General features: G+C 27.4%; 13 protein-coding genes. All 13 read right to left on the bottom strand.

Going from position 1 to position 14,007, the window contains the following annotated elements; translation table 4 throughout:
* Window positions 1–108: 108 nt before the first annotated feature.
* A complete protein-coding gene (locus tag JV175_RS03595) occupies window positions 109–600 on the bottom strand; it encodes a PDDEXK family nuclease (RefSeq protein ID WP_205499617.1) in 492 nt (163 codons plus the stop codon).
* A 4-nt stretch (window positions 601–604) separates the two neighbouring features.
* On the bottom strand, window positions 605–1,633 hold the full coding sequence (locus JV175_RS03590) for a tyrosine-type recombinase/integrase (RefSeq protein ID WP_205499616.1): 1,029 nt from the start codon (window positions 1,631–1,633) through the stop codon (window positions 605–607).
* A 355-nt stretch (window positions 1,634–1,988) separates the two neighbouring features.
* Entirely contained in the window at window positions 1,989–2,432 is a 444-nt protein-coding gene (locus JV175_RS03585) for a hypothetical protein (RefSeq protein ID WP_205499615.1), read from the bottom strand.
* 345 nt (window positions 2,433–2,777) lie between these two features.
* On the bottom strand, window positions 2,778–3,110 hold the full coding sequence (locus tag JV175_RS03580) for a hypothetical protein (protein ID WP_205499614.1): 333 nt from the start codon (window positions 3,108–3,110) through the stop codon (window positions 2,778–2,780).
* 12 nt (window positions 3,111–3,122) lie between these two features.
* Window positions 3,123–4,565 carry a coiled-coil domain-containing protein gene (locus tag JV175_RS03575; protein ID WP_205499613.1) on the bottom strand — a complete coding sequence of 481 codons (1,443 nt, stop codon included), beginning with the start codon at window positions 4,563–4,565 and terminating at the stop codon, window positions 3,123–3,125.
* 15 nt (window positions 4,566–4,580) lie between these two features.
* Window positions 4,581–5,984: a hypothetical protein gene (locus tag JV175_RS03570; RefSeq protein ID WP_205499612.1), complete on the bottom strand. Its 1,404-nt coding sequence runs from the start codon at window positions 5,982–5,984 to the stop codon at window positions 4,581–4,583.
* Window positions 5,985–5,987: 3 nt separating this feature from the next.
* Entirely contained in the window at window positions 5,988–6,878 is an 891-nt protein-coding gene (locus JV175_RS03565; protein WP_205499611.1) for a hypothetical protein, read from the bottom strand.
* 2 nt (window positions 6,879–6,880) lie between these two features.
* Window positions 6,881–7,396, bottom strand: a complete 516-nt coding sequence (locus tag JV175_RS03560; RefSeq protein WP_205499610.1) for a hypothetical protein — start codon at window positions 7,394–7,396, stop codon at window positions 6,881–6,883.
* Window positions 7,397–7,447: 51 nt separating this feature from the next.
* Window positions 7,448–9,487: a hypothetical protein gene (locus JV175_RS03555; protein WP_205499609.1), complete on the bottom strand. Its 2,040-nt coding sequence runs from the start codon at window positions 9,485–9,487 to the stop codon at window positions 7,448–7,450.
* A gap of 18 nt (window positions 9,488–9,505) precedes the next feature.
* Window positions 9,506–10,633: a htpn gene (locus JV175_RS03550; RefSeq protein ID WP_205499608.1), complete on the bottom strand. Its 1,128-nt coding sequence runs from the start codon at window positions 10,631–10,633 to the stop codon at window positions 9,506–9,508.
* The gene (locus JV175_RS03545) at window positions 10,620–12,287 is read right to left on the bottom strand and encodes a hypothetical protein (RefSeq protein ID WP_205499607.1); all 1,668 of its coding nucleotides are present in this window, start codon (window positions 12,285–12,287) and stop codon (window positions 10,620–10,622) included. Before JV175_RS03545 ends, JV175_RS03550 begins: the two co-directional genes overlap by 14 nt.
* Complete coding sequence (locus JV175_RS03540) at window positions 12,280–12,765, bottom strand: hypothetical protein (RefSeq protein ID WP_205499606.1); 486 nt, start codon at window positions 12,763–12,765, stop codon at window positions 12,280–12,282. Before JV175_RS03540 ends, JV175_RS03545 begins: the two co-directional genes overlap by 8 nt.
* 266 nt (window positions 12,766–13,031) lie before the next feature.
* Window positions 13,032–13,466 carry a replication initiator protein A gene (locus JV175_RS03535; protein ID WP_205499605.1) on the bottom strand — a complete coding sequence of 145 codons (435 nt, stop codon included), beginning with the start codon at window positions 13,464–13,466 and terminating at the stop codon, window positions 13,032–13,034.
* Window positions 13,467–14,007 lie beyond the last annotated feature (541 nt).

Below are 14,007 nucleotides of genomic sequence, written 5' to 3'. Positions count from 1 at the left end.
AATATTTTTATTTTCGTTCACAAAAACCCCCAATTTGCATAATATGTCAATTATACCACTTAATAACATAGTTATTACGTTAAAGCTTTTTGTTATCTTCAGAATTTATTATAACACCCCAAAAGGTTGTTGAGATAATATATTAATAAATTTTCACCAATTTTGTTCTTTATAAGCCAGAAGCAAAACAAACCCCTTTCCAGCTAGTTTTAACATTTTTGTTTCTTTAAAGTTATCTATTTGTTTTAAAGGTTTAACTTGAATGTAATATTTTATACCGTTTTTAACCGCAATAATATCAATTCCAAATATTGCATCTTGTTTTATTGTTGGGAGAAAAACAGAAAAACCTCTTTGTTTTAAATGTTCAAATAATTCTTTTTCCTTTTTATAGTTATAAAAACCAAAATAAAAAATAATTTTATACATCTCAATAAAAGTTTTTGAATTAGCTTGTTCTGTTTTATATAAAAACCTTCAAAGACAAGAAGAAAAACGTTTTCCGTTTCTCTCCTTTCATTCCTTGAAGGTTTGTGGGTTTTGTTTTCAAAGTTCTTTTTTAACATTAAAATTCAAGTCTTTAAATGTTGGTAATTTCATACCACTAATTATATTCTTGCTTATCAATTTTAATATAATTAGGCTTGCTTTGTTCCTCTTTTTCATTAACTTTAAGATTTTTTATTAAATTATAAAGTTGCGAAATTTGTTCTTTGGTTTGTTTTAGTTCTTGGTAAAGAGCTTCTTTTTCATCATCTTGTTTGTTTTGAATAATTTCAATATCTTTATATAAATGTTTTTGCATTTCTTTGTGTCTATCAAAAGCAATTTGAGGGTTGTGTGTGATATATGTATTCAAAATGGTTTCAAGTGTTTTGTGTCCTGTATTTAGAGCAATTTCAGAAATATTTGCATTGTTTAAAAATTGTTGTGTTATATATGTATGTCTTAAAACATGTGGGGTGACAACTCTTTTAATTTCAGGGTGAGCATTTTTAATATATTTACCAAATTTAACAAACATACGCCCAATAGTGTCCTTTTTTAAGTCTAATTTTCCACCTTTTAAAAGAAAGGTTTTTGTTCTTTCTTTTAATTCTCCTATTAATGTAAATGGGCGAACGTTATTCCGTTTTTCTGTTTTAATTTGAATTGCAAAATCTTTTTCCAAAGCTTCTTCTCAATCAATATTTTCTCATTCACCTTTTCTTATACCGTTATACAAGAAAATATTGTATATAATTGCAAATCTTTCATCGTTATATTCTTTTAGCAAATTATCAAATAAAATAATTTCTTCTGGGGTTAAACTTGTTCTCCCGCTCACTTCTTTTTCATATGTAATCACTACCTCTTCAAATTGGTAGGGGTTTTGTTGAGTTTTTAATGCATATCACTTATAAAAAATTTTAAAAATTGCACGACGATACAAAACCGTATTGTTTTTTAACTTGTCTTTTTTTCATTTTTTTAATAAATTGTTTACTTGATTAAAAAAATCATCTGAATTTTGAAAATCTCCTAAATGTTCTAAAATTCATTTTCTTTCTACAAAAGACGAAAGGCTTTTTTTGTTTTGAGCCACTTTTGAAGTAAATTTGGTTAAGTATTCAGTTACGAAAACATTTTTCATATTTTTTCCTTTTCTCACCGTAAAAAAATACAAAAATGTTGTATAATCTTTTACGGTGTTAGCTATAAGTCTTATTAGATTTACTTTTTGTTTTGGAGCTAGCACCTTTTTATTTTGCCTTTTTTTGTATATGAAAAATTAAACAAAAAAAGAGCACATTTTTAATATGCCCAAACAAACAATATAAATTAAGTATAAATAACGTATATAAAAAATATTTTAAAATCGATGAAAAATTTAGAAATATTTCACATTCATCTGCTTCTGTCGATTAAAAAACATTTCAAAAACATTATCTAAATTATTTTTTGTTTTGGCATAAATATTATACATCAAAAAATGTCTTAATATTTTTTTATTTATGTACAATCTCATAATCTTCATCTAAGCAATTTTCAGCAATATATTTTTTTGCATCTTCTACCGAAGCAAATACAAAAGGTTCGTAATAACCGCCTTCTTCATCTTTTGTATAAATTTCGTAATAATCACTAAAACATTTTTTATTCATGTAGTAATAAATTTTATCGATTCTAATCAAATCATTAATATGTTTCATAATATAAAAATACTGTTCGAATCTACTTAAATCAATATCAACGCTTTCATCATCTAAAATGTATGTATTTTCTTCGATGTCAGGTTTTTCTGACTCTAATCAGTTACTAATACATTTAACAAGTTCCTCTTGATTTTCACAATCTGCATAATATTCAAAGTTTTCAGAGTCATTATGATCATCTTCAATTTCGTCAATAATACTTAATCTATAAAAAAATTCATTGTCTGTTTTTTTCATTTTATTTTTTCCTTTTTGTGTTTTTAAATAACTTTAATATTATTTTATTATTTTTTAAAAATTTTTAATAATATTTATAATATTATTAAAAACATGTTATATAATCATTTTGGGAAGAATATAACCTTTTAATTCTTCCCATCTGAGTTGATTTTAAAGTGTTTGACATGAAACTATGAACCACAATTCCTTTTGTATTTTCTTGTTGTACAAAAAGCATTTTTTTTCTAAAATAAGGATTTTTTTAAAAATTAATTAAATTTTAATTGTTGTAAATAATAATTTTCTTTATACGCACACCGAATTTATATAAAAAAACACCACTTATAAAAGTGGTGTTTTTTATTATTCTTCAGGAGTTTCTTCTTTAGTTTCTTGCCCTTCTTTTTGTTCTTTTTCTTGCAAACTTTTAACCTTTTGTAACAAGTTACGGTTTTCGGTTTCTAATTCAAGAACACGGTCGCGAAGGTTTTTGTTTTCGTTTTGAAGTTGTTCAATTTGTTCTTTTTGACTTGTAATAATTTCATTAAGTTCATCAATTTTTAAATTTATTTCTTTAAATTCATTTTTAATTGTTTCGTGTTTTACTTGATAAAACTTAATAAGACCCCCGAAAACTGCTCCGATAATCGCAACAGCAACAGTACTTATGGTTGTTAAAATTTCTGTGATATTCATATATTCTCCTTATTATTTTTCTTTTTTCTTTCTTAATTTCATAATGTCTTGCTGAATTGTTTTTATAAGTTGCGCATTTCTTTGAACAGCCGCATTCAAGGTATAAAGAGCTGAACCGGCTTCAGCTGCTTTTTTGATTTCTTCAGCACTTATTCCTGAAGAACCAGTAAGTTTTATAAATTGCTGTTCCAGATTGCTAATTTTGGAAGTTTGTTTTTCGCTTTCCAAAACCATTGTTCCCACTTGTTTTCGCAAATCATTAAAGGCTGGTCAAAGATCAGAATGATTTGTTGAATCAGAATGTGAAGAACTTTTTAATTCTTGAATGCTTGCTTCTAATTCACTTATTTTTTGAGTTATTTCGCTGTTATCAACTGACGTTGTGTTTGTGTTTTGAATTTTTTCTTCTAATTCGCTGATTTTTCGAGTTATTTCGTTTTTATCAACTGACGTTATTTTTAAATTTTGAATATCTTCTTCTAATTGTCCTATTGTTTGAGTTATTTTACTGTTATCAGCTGGGGTTTCTTTTATTTTTTGAATATCTTTAACTAAAGATTCTATTTTGTTGTTTGTTTGTTCGAATTTATCTATTTTATTTTTTAAATCTTTAAAATTAATAACAAAATTCTCATCTGTTTTATAAACTTCAATTTCACCCCTTCCAACATATGTATATTCGTTTAAGTCAGTGTCGTGAAGCTTTATTTTAAAACCATCAGGTATTTGTAAGGTTTTTTGATTTAAAAAATTGTTAAAACTTTGAAAAAATTCTTGAGTGTATGAACTTCTCTGTGGTAAATCTAAAAGTGTGTTTTGTGATTGTTGCAAAATAAAACTAATTTGATTTCGCTGATTTTCCTGTTTTTTGTCAACTTCTTTTAAAAGTTCATCTTTTAGTTCAATGTTTTTATTAATAATTTGGTTATAAACTTTTTGCGAAGCTTTATCAGTAGCGTTATTTAAAAAATTAACGACTTCCATATAAAGTCCATCTTTTGTTTCTAAATAACTTCACGAAGGTGTTGATAAATAGGCCCTAGCTTCATTGTTTAATAAATCAGAAGTAACGCTAAATTCTCTTAAATCATTTGCAAAAGTTCAGGAATTTGTTAAAAGTCTTGGTGAATTAGCAAATTCAGGAAGTCATTCATTACCGATTCTGAAGGCAATTTCGCTATAAACCGCACTTCGAAAATTATTTCATCTTTGTTCACCAATAATATTTTTTATTTCTTCTGCTGTTAATTCGCTTTTTAAGAGAATGGACGCCTTTTGATTAATAAACAAATCACAAACATTAAAAACATTTTTAAGAAGTAAATTAAAAAAGTCTTCTTCCGTAATAGAAGGGTTATTTTTCTTTACTTGGTTATTTATTTTAATCTCTTGATTGTATCAACGTATTTTTTTAAATTCGGCAATTGATAAATTTAACTTATTTATAAATTCCATTAGCTATCCTTTCTGCTATTTTTTTCGTCTTTTACGAAACGTTTTAGACTTAAGGGTGTTTTTGTACCCGTTTAAATAAATCCTTTTGTTAGCTTGTTTTAAAGCGTTTTGAGAAATATAAAAAGGGTTAGAATTTGAAACGGAACGAACAAAAGAAGTGGTAGGGGTTATATATTTTAAATTAATTCCTTTCAATGAATTTTCCTTCACTCCTTTAAAAAATTCAGACTTTATAAATTCATTACTTTTTTTGTATTCTCATTTTTTGTTTTCAATTGTTTTCGCTACGCTTTGTACAGTTTTAAAGGTATATAAAAAAGTACCTAAAGTAGAAGCAAAAATAGGAATTTTAGACACTTTCGCAAAATCGGAATATTTTCTTAAAAATTTTCCAACCTCTCAACCTCAAGCAAAATTATTTAAATAAAATTTTCCCGCGCTTGCACTTTCAAATCATTGAGCAATAAGTTTTGCATTTTTATTAAATAAAAACACGGGTGCTTTTCCCCGTGTTGGTTGAGTTTGAAAAACAAGCAAGCAATTGACAGAAAAGAGGTCCCACGGGTTGTTATTTTTATAAATTTTTAAATAGTCCAATCAAGTGGAATCAAACTCAATTTTTTTAATCGAGTCCTCAATTGCTTTTGTTTTGGTTTTATAAATCTCCTCAAATTTCTTTGATTGTTTTTTTACAAAATTATTTCAGCTTTTAGAAATATAACTTCTTGGTTTTTTTAAAGCAATATCAACAACTTTTTTTCCAGCATAACGAGGGGAGGTTAAAACAGAAATAGTGTTTTTTGTTCTTGTAAAATTTTTTCGAAACTTATTAAAACTAGCTTGAAATTTTTTAAACTCTTTTAAGCTGTCGGCGTGTTTTATGCCTGTTTCAATGTTGTCGAATTCCCGCAAAAAATAATTGTGTTTAATATCTCACTCTTTGTAATTTGGAAAAATAACGCTTTTTGAATAACTTTCATTTCCGAAATTATTCAATTCTTTAAAATTGTTTTTAAATTGTGCTTTAAAATTTTTGCTTTGTTCAACAAAATTATCAGCAACGGAAAGAGGTTTGTTATACATTTTCACGTTCTTAAATATTTTTGCTTGTTTATAAATAAACGGAATCGAATTAAAAGCTGACGCAATTGTGTAATCTCTTCAATTTATTTTTCCGTTATTAAAAATAAGCTCAATTATTAAGTCGGTACTTTGATTTAATAATCACTCCACAAGAATTCCTGACCCTGGAATTAAAGTGTTAATAATACCCGAAATAACAGCATTAGCAATATTTGTAAAAAAAGAAATAAGAATTCTTAAAAACCTTGTAAAACTACTTGAAATGTTTTGTTTTTTTTCAAGTGTTTGAGGTTTTTTAAGTAGATTTATATTTTTATTTGGTGAAAAACTCAGCACGGCTTAAGCTTTTGAAATTGCTCTAAAAGTTGTGTCATAAACAGTATCAAAAAGGCTCATAGCTTCAAAATAAAACGCAATGTCGTTTGATGGCGATAATGTTGCAATGTTTGCCGCATTTATATTAACCATTGAAATTGCTGAAAAGTTTGTAGCAACTAAACAGTCAACTTCATTAAGGTATTGATTTGCATAAATTTTATAACCTCCAACAGTTGCAAAAGAATATTGTCCACCTACGAAAGTAGCTTCAGACATATTCCCTACATGTCCGCTAATCGCAATACGATCAAGGACTTCCGGTTTTACATGAATAACGATGTCACTTTTTTGAATTCCATTAATTCCGTCATTATCGTCTTTATGTTTTGTTAAACTTGTTGCAAGTGTAACAACTTCACGATAAACATCTATATCTGTGATTGATTTGTCTAAAAGGTTTTTTACATAGTTACCCCCCTGAGATTTTTTAGCTTTGACTTTTTCTTCGATTTTTTTTCAACAATATGCTTCAAATTTGTCGTTAAAATCTGAAGAAGCTTTTTGAAGTTTAATTTGTGCTGTTTGCGGTACTCCAATAACTTTATCAGCTTCAGTAAACCCGACAGTTTGATATAATGGCTTACTTCAATTCACAACCACGCTGTTGTATTTAGCTTTATCAAACGAAGTTACTCCAGCTGTAGTTTTTTCATGTCATTCTTGACCAATATTTTTTAAAATTGTTGCATTTGAAGTGTTTACTTCACTTATTTGTAATTTGGTTCCTAGTGTACCAATTAAAGACTTATCGACAACATAAGAAACGACTTCTTTTAGTTCGTTCCCTGTTAAAGATAAATCGTTTGAATCTTTTTGTGCATATAATGCTTTAAGATATTTATCAAATTCCATTATTAGTCCTTCCGTCTTGCACCAACCCCAAAAATTTGCACCGATTCCACTGGTGGTTTAAAAGTTTCAATGTCATTAACCTCTTTTGGTGGAATTTGTTTTGGTTTTAAATTATTTGCCTCCGCAATTTTAAAAACAGAACTATTTAAATCATCGAAATTAACTTCTTCTAGATTTAATTTTTCAAAATCTCATTCAGGTAATTTATTTTGATTTCAAGTATTAATAAATTGATTTCTAGCAATGTTTTTAAATTTTTCTAGATTTAACGATGTCGATTCACTGGTTTGTTTTGCTTCTTCAATTTGTTGCTCTAGAACTGTTATTTCTTTGTTTTTGTTAGAAAGTTTATTTTGAATGTAATTTTGAAGTTCTTCTTTTGTCTCAAAGACAGAATAAACCCCAAACAAGTTCGCAATATCTTTGTAAGTTGGTTCATTTGTTATATTTAATTTTGAATATAGTTCGCTTTGCTCAATTTCGAGCATTTCGCATAGTTTTTTGAATATTTTTTCCATTGTTTAAATTATTCTCCGTCTTTTTTGGGGCGTCAGTTCCCCTTTTTTGTTTTATACGTAATTTATTAACATTTTTGTATTTAAATCATTTTGAAAAACTTTTATTTTTTGTTCTTCTTGATTTGTTTTTATATAAATTTCTTCTGGTAAAAAAACACCAGAAATAACAAAAGTTTTGTTTTTTGGAATAGTTAAGTGAAAATCACTTTCGGTTCAGTTGTTGTTTTTTGAAATATTTAACGGCCTGTTTTCATTGAAAAAATCTTTTACGAAATCATTAAACATAAAGCGATTTAAAATGAAATTATTTTGTAATAAAACTCTTGCTGAAGGTTTAAGAGATGAAAACAACTCCTCTTCATTTTGGGGTTCTCTTTTTACAGCTTCTACTTCTAGTTCAAAAACTGTAAAAATATTTTTATATCAAACCTCACCAGAAACCCCGCTTATATCGAAAGTGTAGTTCGATTTTTCAGGATCGAGTTCAGATGAAATTTTTATGGGTCTTAAATCATTGAATTCTTCAAATTTAAAATCAACATAAGTGGAATTTGTGAATTCATGTCCATAACCATATAATTTATCTCAAATAACACGGTTTTCATTTACGACTTTATAATCTTCGTCAGCACTGTTTCCCCTTGTTCAAAAAGTCATTGTTCTTTTTTTGACTTTAGGAACTGAAGCAATTTCTCAATATTTTTCGTTATGTTTATAAAATTCTCTTCTTATATCTTCGATTGTTACGGGTTTTGAATATAAATCGTAAGTAAAAATCGGAAGGAATATTTTTTTGTTTTCAACTACCTTAAAACCTGAAAAAGGGTTTTCAATGTCGGAATAAAATTTTTTATAAATATTACCATCGAAATTTTCAGAAAATATTTTTAGTTTGTGTTTCAAATCGTCTTGAGATGTTTGCGCAAAATCAACACTGATATTAACTTCTTGTAAAAATTTTGGAAGTTTCGGAAATTGTGGAAGTTGTGATTTTTGGAATCAAAAAGAGCTTGTTCAGTCAATTTTTAAATAATTCAATTGTTCTTTTGTATATGAAATTAACTTATATTGAAGGGATTCAAATGTTAAATCGTCTCCGTTAGTTTCAAAATAAAACGGCATTATATAACGATGAACTTCAGTAAAACCCCCTTGAATTGCTCAAGTTGTTTTTAAAAATCCCGAGCAAGCTCACACGATTGTTTTTTTAGTTTCGTTAGGTAGAAAACTACTATCGAATAATTTTTTAATTTCGTAATCTGTAAATTCTTCGACTTTTGTTCCGTTGTATTTTTCTTCTTTAAATTTTTTTGTTTCAGCTTCGGTTTTTCCTTTATAACCGTTTAGTATAAAATTTTGGTCGTTTTTAATTTGAATTAGTCGATTGAAAAAATATTTATAATCGTGCGAAAAATTTGGAATATCTAAAACAAAATAACTCCCCTTTCTTTTAACGGGCAAATTATTAATATTTAAAAAACTAAATTTTGAAAAAGTAGAAAAATAAAGTTCTACATTTTCGTTATTTACAACAACAGGGTGAACCATTGTTGGAATTCACTTATTTTGAAACATTTCCAGCTCAACAACTTTTTTTCCTTTGTTAGTTATTTCATAAACATTCTCTAATAAAAAATTAGGGTTTATGTATACAGGAATTTGTTGTTTATTTTCTTCTTCAATTACTTTTATTGTAAATTTTTTAGAATTGTAAAAATCTTCAAGAGTTTGAATAACACCAATGCAACTCACTTCTGTAATATTCGAAGGTGAATGGGTTATATTCATTGTTTCACAAATAAAGAAAGCTCCCGAAGGATTTTTTAATATTAAGATTTCTCCGTTTAGTTCTATGTAATCGTTAAAAATAAGAGTAATTTTATTATCTCAATCAACTTCGTCACCGTTAATAAAAACACTTGAAGCGCTGTCACTCCTAAATGCTGTTATTTTTTGAACTTCCTTTTCTGCAAAATTAATAATATTAACAGCTCCAAATTCTGTTCTTATTCTGTTTGTTTTAACTTTTAGAATTTCGTATTCTATTAATGTTCCTAAATCTGCAACTTCATCTATTCGTATTATTTCCATGTTTCTCCATTGAATGCATTATTCTATTTCTGTTTCGTTTTGGTATTCCTTGTAGTTGACAACACTTCCGTTCATATTCACAACATATTTTTTCGCTTCTGTTTGTAGTCATTTCGTAGACCCACAAATTAAAAGACTTTTAATATTAAAATCACTATAAAAAGTATTAAAAAATTTTAAAAGTTGCAGCTCTCTTAGGTTTGCTTTTGTTTCCAAATAGTCTTCGAAGTCACTGTTAATTTCTTGCACTTCTGCCGAGTGCATGTTTTTTGTTCCAAAATCTCCCGAATCCTGTTTCATAAAAGCGAATTTTTTAATTCAAGCGACAGATTTTTCAATTTTGTTTATAACAAGCTGACTTTGACTTTGACTTTGTAAAAGTCTTAGTGGTTCTTGATCATATAAATCGTTTGCTCTTGGGTTAACTGCTATAAATCTTTCCGACAAATCAAATAAACCTTTTTGAATTTTATTTTGTAAGTCGTAGGTATCTAGAGCAAAAATTCAAGGCGCTGAAATATAAGAATCTAAAGCCAAAACTTCTAAATCTCTGTTCAAAAGCTCAAAATATTCGTTATTAACAAAATCTAAATCACCCCTTGAAAAAACGTTGTTATTAAAAACAACGAAAGGAATTATATTTTTTTCGGTATTGTCGTAATTGAACAATGTTATTAATTTTTCCAAAGCTTCTTTGTCATTTAATTCGCTGGGTTTTGTAATTGAATAATTGAATACAAGTCTGTTGTTTTTGTCGTATTTATATTCTTCGATAACAAAAATATTTAAGCTTTTGCTTTCAAAATTCTTTTTTACTTTTAAGTATTTCAGTTCTCCATTAATAACAACATAATCTAAAACTTCTGCTGGTTCAAAATTTTTTGAAAGAGCTGCGACTCCGAATTTATATAAAAGTTCTTCTAATTTTTGCAAACCTTGTAAAATTGTTAATTTTTCAGAATTTGTAAATTCCCTAGAATCTTCATTCTCAACTTTTGGCAAGTTGCTTCACAGAATATTAATTGTTGTATTAATTCCGTATTTTAGAAATTGTTTATATGAATCGAAAACAACTTTTTTGTTGTTTTGTCTTGGTTTATTCATTTGCAAATCATTGAATATTTTTTGAACATTATTCGCTTCCATTTAGTCTCCTTTGCTTATTTTCGATTATTGCTCTGTATTGAGCTTTAAAAATTCAACTACATGACATTTCAAAAGCATTAACAAGGTCATATATTTCAGGGTTAATATTTTCATCTCTTTTTTTCTCCCCAGCAATTACCACTTGTTTTGCTAAATATTTCACCAATATTTCTGTATCTTTTAAAAAATACACTAGATTATTTTCAAATATATTTTTTTGTCATGTTTGTCGATCTTCAATTCCAAATCGTTGGCTTGGTTTTCGTACTGCCCGCACAGCTTGAGAATTTATGTTATTTTCTTCGAATAAAATGTTAACGGCTTCAATGGTTGCATGATTATCGCAAAACATAATACTTGAATTTTGTCCAGCGAAAAACCGTTTAATTCAATCGTTAGGCGTATTTTTTTCGATTACTTCGTTTCATTTGCTTATAATTTCCACAACTTTAGTATTAATTGCTTTGTTGATTCACTTAACTTTTTTGGGAATTAATTTTTTTATATCTTCGATAGCTTCAAGAATAAATATTTCGCCATTTTCTTTAAAAGCGACTCCCACAAGTGCTGCATTATCGTGAATACCTGGATCGAAACCGAAATAAACTCCAGTAATTTGTCCGTTTTGCAATTCTTCAATCAGTTTTGCTTTTGAAACGATTTTGACAGCTTTTTTGTTAATTTCGTTTTTTTCATTGTAAAGAATTGACTTCATAAAATAATTTAATTTACTATCTTCGAAATTGTTCGCAAACCCCGCAACGGTAATAACTCAAAGTCGATAATTTGTTTCCTTCATAATTTCAAGGTTTTTTATTTGAATTTCTCCCAATACTTTTTTGGGAACAAAATTTTTTGAAAACATTGTTGCAATTATTCCCAACCCGTTAAACAATTCCAAATTCTCTACTTGAATAAAATTATTTTTTATTAACTCTTCAAGAACTGAATTATTAAGTTCTCCATTTTCGGTTTCTAGTGGAATTGCTTTATTATGGTAATTTCTTATCAAAAAATGTTCTGTGGTGAAAATGTTATACAAAAAAGTAACATTTACTTGAAACCCTTCGGGCGCTGCTTCACGTAGAACAGTATTAGCAAGCAACAAGGGAAGTTTTTCTTCCTGAACTTGGTAAATTTCTTGTAACTGGTGTGGAAGTTTGTTAGAATCGCTAGAATCTTCGAGAGGTTCATCGATTACCAATTCTCCGAAACGGAAAATAGGTTTTTTTAATGTTAAACCTTGAAAAGCTTGTATTTTTTCTCAATTTTGAAAATAAATAGCTCTCCCTTGTCCTTCATCTTCATAATTTCAAAACGCCGCTTCGTTTGTTATGTAAAAACATTGTCGATAATCTAAAGAATGTTCTTCAGCTAAAAAAGTCAACACTTTTTCTAAGGTTGGTTTTAAAGTTGTCTTTATGTGGTTATATTGATTCCGGCACCAAACGGAACAAAAGTTTTTTTCGTTTACTATTCTGTACACCGTTTCAATCATTCTCCCGAAAGATTTGGAAACTCCTTTAGCACCAGAATAGATTTTATAAAACGCATTTGACTTATAAGCATCATAGCTGGGGTTTTCTTCTTGATCTGTGTAATGAAGTAATTCTTTTAGTTTTTCTTCTGTGAATTCAGGAAGTTTATTATTCAATTTCTAATTCTCCTTCATATTCTTCAACGAGTTTTTCTAAATAGCAACTAAATTCGAGCGATTTGTTTTTAATTCGTTTTATTGTTGTTTTTTCGTTTTTAGAACTTTCAGCAAAATATTTATGAATTCCCCTTGAAATTTCTTTTTTGAATTTTTGAAGATGTTCGGAAGCGAATGGGAACATTTCTTTTTCTCAACCAATTGCTCTCATGCACAAAATCGCAAATAAACAACGATATTTACCTATTTGCGATGTTGGAATTGAAACGCTCTTTTTTTCTCCAATGATGATGTTGTTAAAAAAGTATTCCAGTAATGAAAAACAAGCAACAGAAGAATTAGCAAATTTCGAAAATAAAAGAATTTCACCCTTGAATTCAACAAGAAGAGTGCCGTTTACATAATTAGCGAAAAAACGAGAATCAAAAGAATTTAACCAATCGCAAAGAGTTTTAATTTTTATTTTTTTGTTTTTCATAATTGTTATTTGTTTTATTAGTTATACATATTTACAATTTTTTAAATTAGTTATAAAACATTAATCAAGTAGAGTTGTTGTTTTTGTAATAGTTTTAAATAAGTCTAGTTTTATATAAGTTTAGTTTTAATTAGTTTAGTATTATATAAGTTTAGTTTTTATGTTAAATTTTTTAACACCCCCATGTTTAGTTTTTTAACACCCCCATGTTAAGTTTTTTAACACCCTCGACAAGGTTTTGAAAAAAATTGTAAATATTTTTTATTCTAAAAAAACTCCAGCTCCTTAAAAATTTCGTCCAATTCTTTTTCTTTTTGAATCTTGTTTTTAAATTCTTCTGTTCCGTTTTCGTAATGGAATTCTTCGCTTAAGAAAAATATTTTTTTCATTCCTGTTTTATCTTCGCAATCGACTTCTTCAATAATTTTTTCATTAATTAAAAACTCAAAAGATTTCGCAACAGTTTGACGACTAAACCCTAATATATTGCTTGCTTGAACTCTTGAAAAGTGTATAAATATATTTCCGTTTTTGTCCATGAATTTATAAGATTTTTTCGACAGTGTAAAACGGTTATACATTAACATGTAAATCGCCAGAGCTTTAGGTTCTTTTAAAAGTTTGTGAAAAAATATTTTTGGAACTTGATAAAAATCGTTCTTATATTCATCATTTATGTTTTTATATTGTTTGTAATTCATTTTTTTGCTCCTAATTTTGGTATGCATTAAATACGACAGCAGGGGCATTTTTTTTCGTGGTGATAAAAATGAAATAAATTTTATAAATAATTTTTAAATCTTTTTTATTTTCCTTCAATATGTGAATATTATGTTGCTAAAAACTACATAATAATTTTGTATTATTGGTATTATAAAAAGAATATAAATCATTACAAAAGTTTAAAATATTCAATAATCAAAAAACGAAATAAGTAAGATTTTACGGGTATTGCATAGACTTCCGTTATATATATTTATTTAATAAATAATATATATAACGGTGTCGTGCAAGCACTCCAAAGAATTTGTTATTCCTTTGTTGTTTTGACTTTTAAAGGTTTGTAATGATTTATAAGAATAACAAATCTCGCAAACCTTCGCTTTTTAATTCCTTCTACTGTCAGAAGATAACATTGAAAAAACTTTTATAATTGCAAATGCTATAATAACATAGTTATTAAAGGTTTTTACCATAATAAAAACATAAAAAAATAAATTTCGGCAAAAAAATTAATTTATA

The sequence above is a fragment of the [Mycoplasma] gypis genome (assembly GCF_016924775.1).
Classification (GTDB): domain Bacteria; phylum Bacillota_I; class Bacilli_A; order Mycoplasmatales; family Metamycoplasmataceae; genus Metamycoplasma; species Metamycoplasma gypis.
This window is presented reverse-complemented; position numbering and strand designations above follow the sequence as displayed.